The sequence below is a fragment of the Citrobacter sp. RHBSTW-01013 genome, assembly GCF_013781985.1.
GTDB lineage: Bacteria > Pseudomonadota > Gammaproteobacteria > Enterobacterales > Enterobacteriaceae > Citrobacter > Citrobacter braakii.
Map to the genome: position 1 here is coordinate 3,842,040 of NZ_CP056185.1, position 16,918 is coordinate 3,858,957.

16 protein-coding genes are annotated in these 16,918 nt (G+C 50.9%); 4 read left to right on the forward strand and 12 right to left on the reverse strand.

Annotation, left to right across the window (positions count from 1 at the left end; genetic code table 11):
* Position 1: 1 nt before the first annotated feature.
* Both aroL and HV350_RS18545 read right to left on the reverse strand, forming a co-directional pair.
* On the reverse strand, positions 2–547 hold the full coding sequence (gene aroL, locus HV350_RS18540; RefSeq protein WP_016155838.1) for a shikimate kinase AroL: 546 nt from the start codon (positions 545–547) through the stop codon (positions 2–4).
* Positions 548–732: 185 nt separating this feature from the next.
* Positions 733–1,188 (reverse strand): YaiI/YqxD family protein, encoded by a 456-nt coding sequence (locus HV350_RS18545; protein WP_155574017.1) that lies wholly within the window; start codon positions 1,186–1,188, stop codon positions 733–735.
* A 148-nt stretch (positions 1,189–1,336) separates the two neighbouring features.
* Between HV350_RS18545 and proC the strand changes: the two genes are divergently transcribed.
* Complete coding sequence (proC, locus tag HV350_RS18550; RefSeq protein ID WP_016152005.1) at positions 1,337–2,146, forward strand: pyrroline-5-carboxylate reductase; 810 nt, start codon at positions 1,337–1,339, stop codon at positions 2,144–2,146.
* A gap of 17 nt (positions 2,147–2,163) precedes the next feature.
* Here proC and adrA read toward each other — a convergent pair whose 3' ends face one another.
* From adrA to HV350_RS18575, 5 genes are all read right to left on the reverse strand, one after another.
* Positions 2,164–3,279: a diguanylate cyclase AdrA gene (gene adrA / locus HV350_RS18555; RefSeq protein ID WP_151222901.1), complete on the reverse strand. Its 1,116-nt coding sequence runs from the start codon at positions 3,277–3,279 to the stop codon at positions 2,164–2,166.
* 91 nt (positions 3,280–3,370) lie between these two features.
* Positions 3,371–3,691, reverse strand: a complete 321-nt coding sequence (gene psiF / locus HV350_RS18560) for a phosphate starvation-inducible protein PsiF (protein ID WP_003830956.1) — start codon at positions 3,689–3,691, stop codon at positions 3,371–3,373.
* Positions 3,692–3,788: 97 nt separating this feature from the next.
* Positions 3,789–5,204: an alkaline phosphatase gene (phoA, locus tag HV350_RS18565; RefSeq protein WP_019076143.1), complete on the reverse strand. Its 1,416-nt coding sequence runs from the start codon at positions 5,202–5,204 to the stop codon at positions 3,789–3,791.
* A gap of 104 nt (positions 5,205–5,308) precedes the next feature.
* Positions 5,309–5,551, reverse strand: coding sequence for a sigma-S stabilization anti-adapter protein IraP (locus HV350_RS18570; protein WP_016152002.1), 243 nt, complete (start codon positions 5,549–5,551; stop codon positions 5,309–5,311).
* 249 nt (positions 5,552–5,800) lie between these two features.
* The gene (locus tag HV350_RS18575; RefSeq protein ID WP_181629095.1) at positions 5,801–6,997 is read right to left on the reverse strand and encodes a multidrug efflux MFS transporter; all 1,197 of its coding nucleotides are present in this window, start codon (positions 6,995–6,997) and stop codon (positions 5,801–5,803) included.
* A 301-nt stretch (positions 6,998–7,298) separates the two neighbouring features.
* Between HV350_RS18575 and ddlA the strand changes: the two genes are divergently transcribed.
* Positions 7,299–8,393, forward strand: a complete 1,095-nt coding sequence (gene ddlA / locus HV350_RS18580; RefSeq protein WP_047416933.1) for a D-alanine--D-alanine ligase — start codon at positions 7,299–7,301, stop codon at positions 8,391–8,393.
* Positions 8,394–8,418: 25 nt separating this feature from the next.
* Here the strand turns inward: ddlA and HV350_RS18585 are convergent, their stop codons facing one another.
* Positions 8,419–8,640 carry a DUF2754 domain-containing protein gene (locus HV350_RS18585; RefSeq protein WP_019076140.1) on the reverse strand — a complete coding sequence of 74 codons (222 nt, stop codon included), beginning with the start codon at positions 8,638–8,640 and terminating at the stop codon, positions 8,419–8,421.
* A gap of 264 nt (positions 8,641–8,904) precedes the next feature.
* Here HV350_RS18585 and HV350_RS18590 point away from each other — a divergent pair, with 264 nt between their 5' ends.
* Positions 8,905–9,228 carry a DUF2755 family protein gene (locus HV350_RS18590; RefSeq protein ID WP_016151998.1) on the forward strand — a complete coding sequence of 108 codons (324 nt, stop codon included), beginning with the start codon at positions 8,905–8,907 and terminating at the stop codon, positions 9,226–9,228.
* On the opposite strand, the gene HV350_RS18595 is transcribed toward HV350_RS18590, so the two are convergent.
* Both HV350_RS18595 and sbmA read right to left on the reverse strand, forming a co-directional pair.
* Positions 9,213–10,316, reverse strand: coding sequence for a DUF1615 domain-containing protein (locus HV350_RS18595; RefSeq protein WP_047416936.1), 1,104 nt, complete (start codon positions 10,314–10,316; stop codon positions 9,213–9,215). The genes HV350_RS18590 and HV350_RS18595 overlap by 16 nt on opposite strands.
* A gap of 16 nt (positions 10,317–10,332) precedes the next feature.
* A complete protein-coding gene (gene sbmA / locus HV350_RS18600; protein WP_181629097.1) occupies positions 10,333–11,553 on the reverse strand; it encodes a peptide antibiotic transporter SbmA in 1,221 nt (406 codons plus the stop codon).
* Positions 11,554–11,936: 383 nt separating this feature from the next.
* Between sbmA and ampH the strand changes: the two genes are divergently transcribed.
* Positions 11,937–13,094 (forward strand): D-alanyl-D-alanine-carboxypeptidase/endopeptidase AmpH, encoded by a 1,158-nt coding sequence (gene ampH, locus HV350_RS18605; protein ID WP_016151995.1) that lies wholly within the window; start codon positions 11,937–11,939, stop codon positions 13,092–13,094.
* Position 13,095: 1 nt separating this feature from the next.
* Here the strand turns inward: ampH and iprA are convergent, their stop codons facing one another.
* Both iprA and ehaB read right to left on the reverse strand, forming a co-directional pair.
* On the reverse strand, positions 13,096–13,719 hold the full coding sequence (iprA, locus tag HV350_RS18610; RefSeq protein WP_181629099.1) for a hydrogen peroxide resistance inhibitor IprA: 624 nt from the start codon (positions 13,717–13,719) through the stop codon (positions 13,096–13,098).
* Between the two features lie 90 nt (positions 13,720–13,809).
* Complete coding sequence (ehaB, locus tag HV350_RS18615; RefSeq protein ID WP_181629101.1) at positions 13,810–16,734, reverse strand: autotransporter adhesin EhaB; 2,925 nt, start codon at positions 16,732–16,734, stop codon at positions 13,810–13,812.
* Positions 16,735–16,918 lie beyond the last annotated feature (184 nt).

The following is a 16,918-nucleotide window of genomic DNA, read 5'->3' on the forward strand; positions in this document are numbered from 1 at the left end:
ATTAAGTATAGACACCGCCCTGTAACCGTGGCGCTGCCTGCGCCAGTATCTCAAGAATGTCTTCCACCACCTGCGCAGGTTTATGGGTGGCATCAACGATGTAGTGCGCAGCTTCACGGTACAGAACATCGCGCTGGGCGAGCACTTCCTGCACCTCTTCAGTCAACGGCTTACCGGTTAAGGTTGGGCGCAATCCCTCTTCAGGCGTGGCCTCCAGACGATCAACCAGTACTGATACCGGTGCGCTTAAATAGATAACCACGCCGTGGCTGCGCATGTAATGACGATTAAATTCGGTAAGAATGATGCCGCCGCCGGTCGCAACAACCGTTGCTGGGGCTGTGACGGCCTGCAGAGCGCTCGTCTCCTGGGCACGAAACCCTTCCCATCCTTCCCTTTCGACGATCTCCGCCACGGTCATCTGCACGTGCGATTGCAACCAGCGATCGGTATCGACAAACTGGAAATCGATAGCCTTCGCCAGCGCCATACCGGTAGTTGTCTTACCACACCCCCGGGGGCCGACAAGATAAAGAGGTTGCGTCATTACAGAAATTCCCCAGGGAGCCGCGAGCGAGCGGGATCTGATGCGGTTAAAGATATAATCATATCACCAAACTAGTACATCGCCAAAGCGTAAAGAAAAAATTACATATAGGGTAGCTGTACCTATTAACCCCTACTATAACAAGAATTCACCATGAATAAAGTGTAAATAATAAATTACACGTTTTATTTTCTACGCTGTACTTCCAGCCACCACTTATCAAGCTCAGCAGCAAAATGCTGCCTGTCTCGTGGTGAAAGGCTGTCCGGCCCGCCGGTCTGAATACCGCTGGCGCGTAGCGTATCCATAAAATCACGCATCATCAGACGCTCACGGATCGTGGCTTCGGTATAACGTTCACCGCGCGGATTAAGCGCCGCCGCACCTTTTTCAATGACTTCTGCCGCCAGCGGGATATCCGCTGTTATCACTAAATCACCGGCATTACACTGGCGCACAATCTCGTTATCCGCCACGTCAAACCCGGCGGGAACACGTAATGTGCGGATAAACCGCGAAGACGGGACGCGCAAACTTTGGTTGGCTACCAAAATAAGCGGCATCTGCATGCGCTCAGAAGCGCGGTACAAAATATCTTTAATCACATTCGGACACGCATCGGCATCCACCCATATTGTCATAATTTCTCCCCACTGATGTGCAGTTGCACATTGTCGCGTGCTTTTACTTTCAGGCAAAGTGCTGTTTATCCTTCTGCACATATTCAATCCGCGCTAAGCTTAGCTTTCCCAGGTAAAACAATGAATATCACGCATAGGGAGTGACAAAATGGACAAGAAAATCGGTTTTATCGGCTGCGGTAATATGGGCAAAGCGATACTTGGCGGCATGATCGCCAGCGGCCAGGTTCTCCCCGGACAAATCTGGGTCTACACCCCTTCCCCCGATAAAGTCGCTGCATTGCACGACCAGTACGGTATTAATGCGGCGCAGTCTGCGCAAGAGGTCGCGCAAATCGCTGACATCGTTTTTGGGGCCGTAAAACCAGGCATCATGATTAAAGTGCTGAGCGAAATTACCTCCAGCCTGAACAAAGACTCCCTGGTCGTCTCGATTGCCGCTGGCGTCACCCTCGATCAGCTCGCCCGCGCGCTAGGCCATGACCGTAAAATCATTCGCGCGATGCCAAACACGCCGTCACTGGTGAATGCCGGAATGACTTCCGTCACACCGAACGCCTTAGTCACGCCAGAAGACACCGCCGACGTGCTGAATATCTTCCGCTGCTTTGGCGAAGCGGAAGTCATTGCGGAGGCAATGATTCATCCGGTCGTTGGCGTCAGTGGTTCAGCCCCGGCTTATGTGTTTATGTTTATTGAAGCGATGGCGGACGCCGCCGTGCAGGGTGGCATGCCTCGCGCGCAAGCTTATAAATTCGCGGCGCAGGCAGTAATGGGGTCGGCAAAGATGGTGCTGGATACGGGTAAACATCCCGGAGAACTGAAGGATATGGTGTGCTCGCCTGGCGGAACCACCATTGAAGCGGTACGCGTCCTGGAAGAACGTGGTTTCCGTTCATCAGTGATTGAAGCGATGATTAAGTGCATGGAGCAGTCGGAAAAACTCAGCCGCTCCTGAGTTAACACCGCCGGACGTCAGGCCGCCGCCTCAGTGCGGTTACGTCCGGAATTCTTTGCTTTGTAGAGCGCCATATCCGCCGACTTTAACCATTCTCGATAATGCTCGGTTTCTGCGGTCAGCGGCGCAACGCCCACGCTGATCCGCAGAGCAACCTGCGGCGCGCAGGATAAACGCAGTTGGCCAAGTCGTTCGTGAACGCGAGACATCGCCGCAATCGCGCTGGTTGCCGGCGTGCCGCACATAATCACCGCAAACTCATCACCGCCAAAGCGCCCGATCACGTCGCTACCGCGTAAGGTCATCTGCAACTGGCGGGTCAGCGCGACAATCGCCTGGTCCCCAATGTCATGACCCCAGGTATCATTGATGCTCTTAAAATGGTCGATATCGATAATCAGTAACGTGGCGTCACGCTGGTAGCGGCGGCAATTATCAAATTCATTACGCAGTAACAGTTCCCAATGGCGGCGGTTGTACACCCCAGTCATGCCATCTCGCGTACTCATCACCTGTAAACGGCGTTTATGTTCCGCCAGCTTGATGACCGTCTGGTAGCTGACCCAGGCAAACAGCAGCGGATAAATCACCAGCACCGGCAGCGTCAATAGCACGCTAAGTTGAGTACTGCTAAAAGCGACGGAGATATCGGTTAACTGTAACGTCACCAGGCATGAAACCATCATCAAAACGGCGCCTGCGATGAATATTCGCATCCCGCCTGCGCCCATCAGGTTGATGCAGATAATCATCAGCAGCGCCGTGGATGGCAACAGGTTTACGCCCATAATCCCTATCCACATACCGGCAAGAATGGCATCGGCTTTTAAGTTGGTAAATTCGCTATGCAGAGGATCGTCGGCTTTGCTGGCCAACTGCCAGGCCAAATGCGGCCAGACAAACGCCCATCCCACCAGTAATAGCCACCAGCCACCGGTAATGGGCTGAGCAACTAATACCGACGCGATAGGGAAAAACATTCCCCCCAATCCCACCGCTCGCGGCAGCCTGATTCGTCGGGCGAATCGCAGACCGGAACGTTGGTGGTCATTTTGATGAAGCGATAAAAATGCTTCATTCGGGACGACCTTCTTTTGATAAAAGTTTTCATCATTCATTGTATTTGGGAATATTCTGAAACAAATTTCCCAAATTATAGGAAGGGGTCTGGTGGCGGAAGTATGATATTTCGGGTGAGCGATTTTACCTGCTCACCCGTAAGTGCTACGCAGATTTCTTCAGGCAAGCGCTCATAAATTTATTACGATCATCACCTTTCAGAGACTGCTCCGTCGCCTTAACGTTACATTCACGCATTTTTTGCTGCTGCGGCGTCAGGCTCTTTTCCTCCGGCGCAGATTTACTGTTTTTCAGGCAATCACTCATATATGTCTTACGCGCATCCCCTTTTAAGGTCTGCGCCGTTGCCTGCTGATTGCAGGTGGTCATACGCTGTTGTTGCGGGGTTAAAGTCTTCTCGGCAGCACCGACGGTAGTTAAAAAAATCAGACCAAAAAGCAGCGTCATTAATAATGTAATTTTCATAGCATCCTTCTTTTCTGAACGACAACACACAGGTAAGTTTGGCTGCTAACGATAAAAATACCACCCGGCGGCAAAAGTATTGCCGCCGGGCGTCGGGTTATTTCAGTCCTAACGCCGCTTTCATGGTGTAAAACAGGTCGGTTTGATCGGTCAGGCCGACCACATTCGCCGCGTGCGGGCCATAGGCTGCAATTCGTAGCTGGCTGCCGGTGTGCTCCTGAGATTCCTCTTCAGAGTTGCCGTAGCTGATGACCATGACCGCGCCATCTTTGGTGTTCAGCGCCTGGGTCAGGCCTGGTGCTTTGGTATCCGGCGCGACAATCTGGCTGGCATGTGCGTGGTCAGCGGTTACCACCACCAGGGTGTTGCCATCTTTCTTCGCAAAGGCAAGCGCGCGCTGTACCGCTTCGTCCAGATCGACCGTTTCGCCAATCTGTCCGCACGGGTTGGCGGCGTGGTCCTGTTTATCGATTGACGCCCCTTCCACTTGCAGGAAAAAACCTTTCTCATTTTTGCTTAACAACTCAATCGCTTTATCCGTCATCTGCGCCAGCGTTGGCACGCTGTCGTCACGCTTTGGATTTGGCGTACAGGTCACAACCGGCTTATCCAGATTGCCATGATAAGACGCTTTCGGACCTTCCCAGCGCACGGGCATATTGCCGTCAGAGAACAGGCCCAGCAGCGGTTTATCCTGATTAGCTTCGGTAATCGCCGCCAGCGTCGCGGTATCACTCACCATCTGATAACCGCGGGCCAGGGCTTGTTCACGCAACGTTTTACCCTGCCACTCGCCTGCCGCAGCGGTTTCCGCAAACGTTTTGGCCCCGCCGCCCAGCGTAACGTCAGCCCTGGCATTCAGTAATTGTTCGGTGATTGACCCTTTACCGCCTTTTTCCAGCGCATTGGTTGGGCATTTTTCACGTGTCACGCCTGGGCCATAGCACTTACGCGAAGTCACATGGGCAACCAGCGCCGCCGGGGTAGCATCCTGCAATTCAGCGGTAGAAACGTTGCCCGTTGCCAGCCCCGCCGCTTTTGCCATTTCAAGAATTGTAGCGTGATCTTTTTCATGAATATCAACGCCCAGCGCGCCATTATAGGTTTTCACACCGGTGGTCCACGCCGTCGCGGATGCCGCAGAATCCGTCACATAATCGGGTTTACCCGTTTTCTTATCCAACGCATAGTGCGTATATTGTCCGGTCAACGGTAAAGCATCAATCCCTTTAAAAAAGCCGCCTGCGCCTTCGGCATAATTTCGCGCGGCCGTTATTTCTGAGTCACCCATCCCATCGCCAATCAATAAAATAATATTTTTGGCAGGTTTATCGCTCAGAGATTCGCGCAGAGCCGCCGTTTGATCGGCAGACAATCGGCGGGCGCCGCCCGGCGTGGTGATATCACCCTGAGCGGCACGATTATCCATAACCGCTATGGCAGAGGTTTCTGCATTAATAACCGGGGTAAACAGCAAAGGTAACAGGGCAATAGCGAGTGCGCTTTGTTTCACTTTATTTTCTCCATGTATAAATACGGTAAAATTAAAACAAAGCGACTATAAGTATTTGATGTGACACTTTTATGATAATTTGTGGATGACGCACCACGGATTACTCAAAACGCTTTTGGCACACTCTCGCCAGCGTTATGAACGTTGGTCAGAAACGCAGGCATACGGCCTTCTCCAGCCAAAGCCCCCTCAATTTGGCGAATAAATATTTGCCGATCGTTACACGTCATATTGCGCAGCATTTCGATGATTACCTGCTCCAGCGTTTCAACCTGCGCCGTCAGTTCTTGCGACTCTTCTTCTTTTTGGGCGAGCTTAAGTAACAACTCAGTGACGAGATTTTTCATTTACGTATTCCCTTAACCAAATATAGGCCACGTTATCATTAAGACTCACAACTGCCTAGTGGATGAAAGTTGTATTTTCATAAGAAATAAAACGTTTTGCGAAAACAATCACAACACAAAATAAGGGAGAAAGAGTCTTAGCGCAGAATTATTCCATATAAAAGGGTAAGGGGATTAATAATCACCTGGATATATAAATGCATAATGATGGATTAACAACGCTTGCGGGCAGCGTTGTTAATCAGGTACTCAGCGTGCGCAGCGCCGACGTCGCAATGCGATAGCCAGTTGCCAGATGTTGATTAGCACAATGCACGCCGTGGCAATAAACACCCAGCGAAAGCCCGCCATTGCCGAAACCGTAGCCCCCATTAATGGCCCGGCTACGTTGCCGAGGTACATAAATGACTGGTTATAACCAAAAATGCGCCCGGTTATCTGGTCGCTGGAGTATTTCACCAGCAGCGTCTGCACCGCGGGCAACATCGCGCCGTCGGCAAAGCCGAGCAGAAAACGTAAGACCCCCAACTGCAACGGCGTAGTGACCCATGACATGGCGAAAAACAACACGACGGCGAAGATTAACGTTGCCATTAAAATCCGCTCGGTCCCAATACGATCGCCTAATTTACCTAGCCGGGGCGCAGAAATCAGCGCCGAGATGCCCGGAACCGAAGCAATCAGCCCGCTGAGAAAGGCAATATTAGAACTGTCTGGGACCATTGATTTAATAAACAGCGCCAGAATTGGCCCAATTGAGCCGTTACATAACTGGATCACCATCGTAGTAAAAAACAGGCTGATCACCAGCGTCGGATAAGGCAGCGAGGCAAAGACGGCCTTCCCGCTCAGGCGTTCGCTTTTTTTGATTGTCGGGCGCACACCTTCTTTGATAAAGAACAGCGTGACCAGAAAACTCACTACCAGCAAAGCCGCGGTAATACAGAATACCGCCCGTAAGCCAACGTGGTCGGCAATAAAGCCCCCCATCAGCGGTCCGCCAATAACGCCGCTAATTTGCGCCGTCGAGAGCGTACTCAGCGCCCACCCGCTGCGTTCGCGCGGAACCTGTGAGGCTACCAGCGCCATCGCATTGGGAATATAGCCAGACGTTAACCCCATGATCCCACGCAGCAGAAAAAGCTGCCAGACGTTAGTGGCAAAGGCCTGCAGTAAAATCGCAATCGCCATACCCAAAGAGGCCCGCAGCAACATTAGCTTGCGTCCTTTACGGTCGGCTAAACTCCCCCACATCGGAGAGACAATGGCTGAAATCAGGAAGGTGACGCTAAACGTTAAGCCGGACCACATTGAGAGTGCTTCATGGGAGCTCACCCCCAGTTGGGAAATATAGAGCGGTAAAAAAGGCAGGATTTGGCTGATTGCCAGGCCGGTGAAAAAGCAACCGAACCATACGGAAATGAGGTTGACTCTCCAGGATTCCATAGGGACTCATAACGATAAGTAGCTGAAAACTGTGAGTAGCTTAACAAATTACTTAGCCAAATAAGGGTCCACAGGTGCGATATATCACAGTTTAGGATTTTATCTTCCCGCTCATCATATTTGTGATATACCTCACATCAACCCCATAATATCAGTAGGGGTTTATGCTCCGCGTCCGTTCTGCGCGTTTGCGCTTATCTGTTCCTCTGTTGCCCACCAAAACAATCTGCCAGAAGCCGAGGAAACCTGCGTTTTGTCGTGGTAATGTATGTGCTTTGCATTCATGGAATGGGTTTTTAAGATGGCAAAGTTGCGGGTAGGAATCGTATTTGGTGGTAAATCAGCGGAACATGAAGTGTCATTGCAATCGGCAAAAAATATTGTCGATGCCATCGACAAGACTCGCTTTGACGTTGTGCTGTTAGGTATTGATAAGCAAGGGCAATGGCACATTAGCGATGCCAGTAACTATCTGCTCAATTCAGATGATCCAGCGCATATTGCGCTGCGTCCTTCCGCGACCAGCCTGGCTCAAGTACCGGGTAAACAAGAGCACCAGTTGATCGATGCGCAAAACGGTCAGCCACTGCCAACGGTCGATGTTATTTTCCCGATCGTACACGGCACGTTGGGTGAAGATGGCTCTCTGCAGGGTATGCTGCGCGTGGCGAATCTGCCGTTCGTCGGTTCTGATGTCCTGGGTTCTGCGGCCTGTATGGATAAAGACGTAACCAAACGTCTACTGCGCGATGCCGGATTAAACATCGCGCCATTTATTACGCTCACTCGCGCCAATCGCAACCGCATCAGCTTTGCCGAGGTGGAATCCCGCCTTGGCCTGCCGCTGTTTGTGAAACCAGCCAACCAGGGCTCGTCCGTTGGCGTCAGTAAAGTGACCAGCGAAGCGCAATACAATCAGGCCGTCGCGTTGGCATTTGAATTTGACCATAAAGTCGTGGTGGAACAAGGGATTAAGGGCCGCGAGATCGAATGCGCGGTGCTGGGCAACGATCAACCGCAGGCCAGTACCTGTGGCGAGATCGTGCTGAACAGTGATTTTTACGCTTACGACACCAAATACATTGACGATAACGGTGCCAAAGTGGTTGTTCCGGCAGCGATCGCACCGGAAGTTAACGATAAGATCCGCGACATTGCTATTCAGGCTTATCAGGCGCTGGGCTGCGCCGGTATGGCGCGCGTGGACGTTTTCTTAACCGCAGAGAACGATGTTGTGATCAATGAGATCAACACGCTGCCGGGCTTTACCAACATCAGCATGTATCCAAAATTGTGGCAGGCGAGCGGCTTAGGCTATACCGATTTGATCACTCGCCTGATCGAACTGGCGCTGGAACGTCATGCAGCGGATAGCGCGTTGAAAACCAGTATGTAAACCCGCCTGGATGCCTGATCGATAGCTATTGGGCATCCTTTGCTTCTTCTTCATCTTCCACGCGGCGACGGATAATTAATCCGGCCAGCCAAAAGCTAATCACCCACGTCACCAACCCCACCGCATAGGTCTGCCATCCCTGCGCTTCAAAACCCAGTAAGCCCACCACCCCGTTCAGAATAAAGATAAGCCCAATAGCGAAGGCATAGTAGTGCCAGTCTCGGCGGATTTTAACAGGCAGGTTCATAACAGCTCCGGTGGAAATACAACGTGAAAGCGCATCCTCGCACATTTCCTCATAGACGTCTGTGGCCTGTGCGGAATTTCTGAAATGTAACTTGATTTCACTTAAGGTTACGTAATTGTGACAACCAGCAAAAAACCGAGATCCAGGAATAATCTCTACCTGAAATTACCATCATTCTGATATTGACATTGCCGATCACCTGTCAGACTCACTGTCAGTTCCAGGCATCACGTCAAAAAAAGCAGGTTATTTCCGGAGGTCTTTATGGCTGATTTTACGCTCTCAAAATCCCTGTTTAAGGGCAAACATCGGGATACCTCCTCCCTGCCCGGCAACATTGCGTATGCCGTATTTGTGCTGTTTTGCTTTTGGGCAGGCGCGCAGGTTTTAAATCTGTTGGCCCACGCTCCCGGCATCTATGAACAGCTGATGCAGTTGCAAATGCAAGAGACAGGACGCCCACGAGTTGAAATTGGCTTAGGCGTCGGTACCCTTTTTGGGCTGGTCCCTTTCCTTGCCGGAAGTCTGATTCTTGGCGCCATCGCGGCATTCGTGCGCTGGCGCCGCCGTCATCATAATGATGACTGACCCATACATTTCGCCCGACGATCGTCCACGCGTTTCGCAAACCACGCGGTAGTCAGATTACGTGTAATCTTCGGGCTTTCCAGCTGAATGCCTGGCAGCATTTCACGGGGTAGCGCTTTCCCAGTCTTCGCTTCCGCCAGCTTATAGACCTTCTCGTACAGAGTGGTATCTTCAAAAGCCAGACTGTCACCTTTTTGCAGTTGACGGTGGATCTCACTCTCGCTCATCCCCAGCTTCCCGGCCAGTTTACGTACCGCCAGCTCGGTTTTGCCCGGCTCGCTGCTGCCATAGAGAATCAAGTCACCATCCATCGCCAGCTTCACTCCGCTGGCTTTACTGACCGCATTCTGGAAAGCCGCATTGCGGCTGGCATACCATCCCGCATTGAAATCGGCGAAACGGAAGATTGGCGCGCTGTAATTCGCCGGGTAGTTAAGCAGATGATACGTACCGAACCACAGCCCACCGCGGCGGCTGAACACTTCCTGACGTACTGTTCCCGCCATTTTCCACGGATACCCGTCGGCGTGCTGCTCGGCAAACGCGATACTGACCTGCATTGGCCCACCGGTATGTACCGGATTAAGCGAACCAAACAGCGTCTGCCCCATCGGTACCATATTGATAAAATCATCAAAAATGGCGCTCAGCTGTTTTTCCGTTTTCACCGTATCCAGACGCTCGCTGTAGCTTTTCCCCGTTGGCGAGTTAATCTTCAGTGCGGTATGCACCACAAACTGCGGGATATGCATACGCTCGGCGCGCCGGTCGATCTCTTTCCAGGCGATTTTACTTAAGTTTGGAACGGCCGGATCCGCCTGATAGTTTGACTCCTGTTGCGCGACCGCCAGCACCGAACAGATATTTTCAACCGTCGGCGCCAGCTTCTGGCTTTCAAACGTCTTCGCTAAATCCTGCGCCCATGCGTCCCGGTCTTTCACGCTGGCGGGCATTTTCTGGCGCACCACGCTCGCCACATCGACGGCTTTCTCCCCTTTTTTTAGCGGCTGCGCGGGTTGGCTACTACATCCCACCAGCACCAGAGCGGCCAGACCGGACAAGGGGTAAAGACGGGAAACCGTCGACATAACATCTCCTTTTTTATTAACTAAGCGTATGGGTAACTTCCTGAATATCCTGGCCATCAAGCTCACGTTCAAAGCTGCGCAGACGCTTATAAATAGACATCAGTTCGACTAACGTTGTCCAGGAGTTAATCAAATACTGGAACGAGCCGCGCACCTGGCCAAACACGTTGGTGATTTGCGTCATCAGGCCGAGCGTAATCGTACCGGCAACAATCGACGGGAACAGCAGGAACAAGCCGAAAACGTTATCAACCTGCAGGTATAGAATACGGGCGATATTGAAGTACATATAGTGAAAATAGAGGCGGAAGTAGTTCTGGCGCACCGCACGGAACAGTTCACGCACCGTCGGCGGGGTCGCACGATTAGCGTCATCTTCACCGTAAACCAGTTCTTTACGGTAGGCCGCTTCCACGCGCTGGTTTTTAAACTCCAGCCCCGGAAGTTTGATGCCGACTACCGCCAGTAAGCCGGTTCCCATCAGCGACCAGACAATCGCGGCAATCACCAGGCCATAAGGAACATGTCCAACAATTGGCAGGTCCGGCACATGGGCTGAGAGTGTGACCAGGACAGGTAAGAAGGCAATCAGCGTCATAATCGCATTGATAAAGCTGACCCCCATATCTTCAAGCGTGGAGGCAAAACGCATGGTATCTTCCTGCACACGCTGCGCCGCGCCTTCGATATGACGCAGATGCTGCCAGTGCGCCATATAGTGTTCGTTCATTGCGGTACGCCAGCGGAATACATAGTGGCTGACGAAGAAGTTGTTCATCACCCCAATGACCACGGCAATCAGCGCAATGCCAAGAAAGATGCCTACTTCATGATAGAACTGCTCAATCTTCACCTTATGCGGCGCACTCAACGCGGATTGAATCAGATCATAGAATGGCGCATACCAGGCGTTGACGGCGACGCCAACTTCAACCAGAAACCAGGTCACGAAAATAATCAGCGACGTGCCCAGTATGGACCAGTACTGCCAGCGGTGCGGGCTGTAGATAAACCAGAACAGCGCGAACACTCCAACACAAAGGATGTAATACGCATAAAAAATCAGGTAATCCAGTGACCAGAATCGGGCCGCGCTAATCGGTACGTCTCCCGACGCGCCGGTAATATGTGCAACCCAGACTCCCCCACCTCCTTGCCAGAATACAACGGCGACCAGTGCCCAAATAAATGCCGAAATAAAGAACGGCCCCGGCTTTGGGAAAAAAGACTTAAACATAGTGCTCTCCTGCTAACTTCTTATCGTTATGACGACTGCTGTGTATTTGCCACCGTGGAGTGCGGCGGCCAGACGGCTTACGCCCAAAAACACAAGCTGAAACCGACAAGTGTGACCAAAACCGCGGCACTTAGTTCGCACCCGGGTATGAAGAATTGTTTCTGTGATTTTCACACTCGACAACGTTCCAGCAAGTGCAGATTATCACAGCGTGAGATCACAAAAGCGAACATCCGTAATCCGGGAAACGCTCGCGTTTACTCATCGTTACGTTTTTCACACTATCATTGGCTGATAAGCGCTTTGCAATACGCCGATGAGTAGTATAAATACGCATACGCACGACATCCTTTTTCACTTTCTCTAACTCATGGACACCACCGTTGAAACGTAGTCTGCTTTTTTCTGCCGCGCTGTGTGCGGCGTCATTGACATCTGTCCAGGCGGCACAGCCTATAACCGATCCAGTCTTCGCCTCTGATATCGTCGATCGTTATGCCGACCATATATTTTACGGCAGCGGTGCTACGGGGATGGCGCTCGTGGTGATTGATGGTAACCAGCGCGTATTTCGCAGCTTCGGCGAAACACGCCCTGGCAATAACGTTCATCCGCAGCTGGATTCCGTTATTCGAATTGCCTCTATTACTAAATTAATGACCAGCGAAATGCTGGTGAAATTACTCGATCAGGGTACGGTTAAACTCAACGATCCATTGAGCAAATATGCGCCGCCTGGCGCGCGCGTGCCGACTTATCAGGGCACGCCGATCACGCTGGTGAATCTGGCGACGCATACCAGCGCGTTGCCGCGCGAACAGCCTGGCGGCGCGGCGAAGCGCCCGGTATTTGTCTGGCCAACCCGTGAACAGCGCTGGAGCTATCTCTCAACCGCCACGCTTAAAGCCGCACCGGGCTCGCAGGCTTCTTATTCCAACCTGGCGTTTGACCTGCTGGCCGATGCGCTGGGAACCGCATCCGGAAAGCCTTATCCGCAGCTGTTTGAAGAAAAAATTACCCGTCCGCTGGGGATGAAAGACACCACCTTTACCCCATCCCCCGATCAATGCAGACGCCTGATGGTCGCGGAAAAAGGCGCCAGTCCTTGCAACAATACCCTGGCGGCAATGGGCAGCGGCGGTGTTTATTCAACGCCCGGCGATATGATGCGCTGGATGCAGCAGTATCTCTCATCTGATTTTTACCATCGTAGCCAGCAGGCCGACCGTATGCAGACGCTGATTTATCAGCGGACGCAGTTAACCAAAGTGATAGGGATGGATGTTCCGGGTAGAGCCGATGCGCTTGGTTTGGGATGGGTCTATATGGCGCCGAAAAATGGGCGACCGGGAATTATTCAAAAAACCGGTGGCGGCGGCGGCTTCATTACCTATATGGCGATGATCCCACAGCAAAACGTCGGGGCATTTATCGTGGTGACCCGTTCTCCGCTAACCCGATTTACCAATATGAGCGACGGTATCAACGATCTGGTTGCAGAGTTGAGCGGGAACAAACCGCAGGTTATTCCTGCATCCTGACTTAATACTCAAAAGGCAAACGGTTAATGCTCACCAGTTTGCCTTTATTCATTTCAATGTAACCACCTTTACGTAATGCCGCGAGAACCTCAGCGACAACTGAGCGTGAAATTCGCGTGCGTTGGTGAATATAGTTCATGACGCCGATACGCGAACGCAGTACGTCGTCCCATTTCATCATGGATATCAGCGTCGCGCGGATCTGATCGTAGGAGTTATTGCCGATCAGCTGCAGATCGCGCAACTCAAACATGGAATTTTGCCATGCTAACCAGCAAAAGGCTTCACGCCAAAGCTGGCATTGTTCAATTATATTTATCGTTTGCGAAGCAGGCAGGTGGTATCCCGTACAATTACTTTCGGTTATTAATCTGTATTGTACATCTGTTTTCATCACGCCATCAGAAAGGCCCATAATAAAAGGCGCCTGTGCAATCCCGACCAGCACGTTTTCTCCTCTACGTAGGGAAACAACACCACTTAAAATAACAAAAGTATCGTCACTATTAATATCGCTGGAAAAAATTATTTCTTTGTCGTTATCACACTCAAAGTGTTTACCATATTTCGCTAAACATTTATCAAGCTTACCAAACTCAAGAAGAGGTTTATTTGAAGATAGCATGTGCGTATTCCTTGCAAGAAATGCCCGTCAAATCCGTGACGGGCATTATTTCTAAATAAAATTACCTTTTATTTCTCTGCAAGAAAGTTTTTACCAAGTATATTTAACACCAACGTTTGCAGACCAGTCTTGATCGACATCACCACCACCGAGGTAATTAGCATCGGTGTACGCGCTGAAGTTCTTGGTGAAGCTGAACTGAGTACCCAGCCCAACGCGTACCGCAGAACCTTCTACGCCGTTGTCGATAGAATCACCGTTTACATCAGAATCGTTGTTAGAGTCGTCGTAAACGTAGGCCAGTTTGAAGTACGGGGTCAGCGCCTGATCATCGCTGTAGGCGAAGGTATAACCCGCATCTACACCAAGTTCATAACGCATGCTGTCATAAGACTGACCGTCAACTTTCATGTCGTTGCTCAGCTTATAGTCATCACCAGACTGGAACAGACCGGATACGCTACCGTAAGGGGTTACGTAACCTGCGTCACCCAGCTTCAGGTCATAACCCAGTTTCAAGCCAAAGCCCCAGGCATCAGAAGAGGTGCTGCCATCAACATACTGACCGTTGCTCATGCTGGCAGACAGATCGTTGTTGAAGTGGGAGTAGCTTAAGTTACTGTCAACAAAGATGTTGTTCGCAAAACGAGCAGAAGAGTAGATATAGGCAGTCTGGCTATCCTGATCTACCTGACCGGTACGATCACTCATGTCACCTTTCGCGAAGCCTGCCGCAGCACCGACAATCCACTTAGCGTTGTTACCATCGATTTTGGAATCAACACCGACCATGATGCCGTTAACATCCTGATCATAGTTGATGTTGCCGTTATCCGCATCGAAGCTGCCGCCGAAGTAGCTCACCCATGCACCACCGTTATCTACCAGACCATGACGCGCGTTGGTCAGACGAGTACCAACGGTGTCTTGTTCCAGGTTCCAGATATTGGTGTTGGCAGACGGAATGCTCAGCGCCATGTTCGCGTAGTCGGTCAGCTCCATCTGCTGCAGAACAACGGTGTTACCCTGCTGCTGAGCCTGATAGGTGTAAGCACCCAGGTCTGCTTTGTTGGCTGCAGAGAAGGTTGCGGTGCTGTTCTTGTCGTTAACGTAGATCAGCTCGTTACCCTTGTAATCGGTAACAGAACCCGCGCCAGTGGCGTTATCGATGCGAACTTTATAGTTACCGGTTGCCGCTGCTACGTGATCACCGTAGTTATCAACTTCAGACTGATCGCCTGAGGTGTCGGAATCACCGTTACCGTTGATAGTCAGATGACCATCAGAGTTCATCGCGATCACGCCATAACCGTAGTTAGCCTGGCGCGTATCGTTAGTACGATCGTTGGTCAGGTCAGCATTCAACACATAGTTAGCGCTGTTGATGTCGAAAACACCCGCATTAACATGGTTGTAAGCGTCGGTGTAGCTGGTCAGATTCAGGGTATCAACCTGCAGCGCGTTACCGGTGCTGTTGCCCACATCCAGAACGCCGTTGTTGGTGACCTTAATGGTATTGGCATACAGCGCGGCATTAAGCACATTCCAGCCAGCAGAGACATCATCAGCAATCGTTACGGTACTGTTGTCAATAGACAGCGTATTAGTCGCAACACGACCATCTTCATTGATGTTCAGTGCGGAAGCACCGGTCAGAGAGATGGAGTCAGAAACCAGCGCAGAATCGCCCACGTTGACAACGGAACCGCTGTTGATGCTCAGAGTGTCAATCAGAGAAGTTTTGGTGGTATCCCACTGGGAAGCGCCGTTCAGCGTCACGTTGAACAGACCGCTCTGATAAACGGTATTGCCAACCACATGACCATTTTCGTCATAAGAGGATGTGTCGCTATCGATACCGTAGGTTGAAGAAGGCCACAGGCTGTTGGCAGCGATATCAATCAGCGTAGGGGTGGCTTCAGTGCCCTCAGCATAGCTTTCGTAAACGCCATCACCATCAACGTCAACCGGATGGACGGACATTGCCGCACCAACCCACTTGCTGCCGTGGTTCAGGGTCAGATCCAGACGGTCAGTACCATCCCAGCCGTTGGTATCCAGATCGGCATCAGTATCGCGGTAAGTATCAGCACCGTTCGGGAAGAAGTTCTCATCAAAGTTGCTGGAGAACAGCACATCGCCCATCAGCGTAGCGTTATCAAACGTGGCGGTGGTCTGCATCGCGTTATCTGCATTGGGATTAGCAATAACCGCCAATGCGATATCATTCGCGTTCCAACCGTTACCGTGATAGTCGCTCGCATTGCTGGTGTTACCAAACCAGCCGGATCTTCCTTCATCAGACCAGGAACCGGAGGTCAGGGTAGAGTCGGTAACAGCGATAGTGTTGTTAAACACTTCACCGCTGTTTACGCCGGTGATGACGGTATTATCGTCAATATCTTCCCACTCATAACCTTGAGTCAGGGTAATACCCGCGACGTGAGAGTTGTTGGTGATAGACAGATCAACTTCTTGATCCAGAGTGATAGCCGTACCCAGGTTATAAACATCGACAACGTGCGTATCAGCCACGTCATTATAGGTACCGTTGTAGGTATAATGTTCATAGTTGTCATCGATAGTGGAGTTGATGACGTTCATTGCCAGACGGTCGTAGTAATAGTCGGTACCCGTACGGTTAGTACAATCCGTGGTCATACACTCGGATGTCACCATACCGTGAATGGTACTGTTTTTAATCGTCAGGCTGTTATAATTGCTGTTAGTTGACAGTCCATCATCCAGATAATAAGTAGAAATAACGCCGTTGACAGTAGCGTTATTGATTACCGGATAAATATCACCATTATAAATACTATCAGTGCCGTAATTGTTCCAACCGACATAGCCATCGAAGTAAACGTCATCAACATGTGATGCGTCATTATAATGGGTGAACGTTGTATATGGGGCTCCAGAAATATCAGTAGAAGCATTCGCCTGAGAAGTGATTGCCAAAGTACAGGCTAATGCTAATTGTGAGACTACTAGTTTCTTTTTCCAAGTGTGCATTTGTCATCCCTCCTCAGGGACGTAATATAGTTGATCCATCAATTATCAATGCAAAGAAAACATTTTATGTTTCGCGGGGTCGATTATGCGGTTTCACAAAGTAAAGGTTCAATTATTCTTTGCTAGTCGTCCGAAACCGGACAACACTACGAATATCCTCACCTCTGACACAAAAAAACAAAAA

Coding starts and splice junctions, on each gene's coding strand:
- HV350_RS18585 (WP_019076140.1), bottom strand. CDS start 8,640: ATGAACCTGCCTGTTAAAATCCGCCGAGACTGGCACTACTATGCCTTC.
- sbmA (WP_181629097.1), bottom strand. CDS start 11,553: ATGTTTAAGTCTTTTTTCCCAAAGCCGGGGCCGTTCTTTATTTCGGCA.
- HV350_RS18570 (WP_016152002.1), bottom strand. CDS start 5,551: ATGAAAAATCTCGTCACTGAGTTGTTACTTAAGCTCGCCCAAAAAGAA.
- ddlA (WP_047416933.1), top strand. CDS start 7,299: ATGGCAAAGTTGCGGGTAGGAATCGTATTTGGTGGTAAATCAGCGGAA.
- HV350_RS18595 (WP_047416936.1), bottom strand. CDS start 10,316: ATGTCGACGGTTTCCCGTCTTTACCCCTTGTCCGGTCTGGCCGCTCTG.
- HV350_RS18590 (WP_016151998.1), top strand. CDS start 8,905: ATGGCTGATTTTACGCTCTCAAAATCCCTGTTTAAGGGCAAACATCGG.
- HV350_RS18545 (WP_155574017.1), bottom strand. CDS start 1,188: ATGACAATATGGGTGGATGCCGATGCGTGTCCGAATGTGATTAAAGAT.
- proC (WP_016152005.1), top strand. CDS start 1,337: ATGGACAAGAAAATCGGTTTTATCGGCTGCGGTAATATGGGCAAAGCG.
- aroL (WP_016155838.1), bottom strand. CDS start 547: ATGACGCAACCTCTTTATCTTGTCGGCCCCCGGGGGTGTGGTAAGACA.
- ehaB (WP_181629101.1), bottom strand. CDS start 16,734: ATGCACACTTGGAAAAAGAAACTAGTAGTCTCACAATTAGCATTAGCC.
- iprA (WP_181629099.1), bottom strand. CDS start 13,719: ATGCTATCTTCAAATAAACCTCTTCTTGAGTTTGGTAAGCTTGATAAA.
- HV350_RS18575 (WP_181629095.1), bottom strand. CDS start 6,997: ATGGAATCCTGGAGAGTCAACCTCATTTCCGTATGGTTCGGTTGCTTT.
- psiF (WP_003830956.1), bottom strand. CDS start 3,691: ATGAAAATTACATTATTAATGACGCTGCTTTTTGGTCTGATTTTTTTA.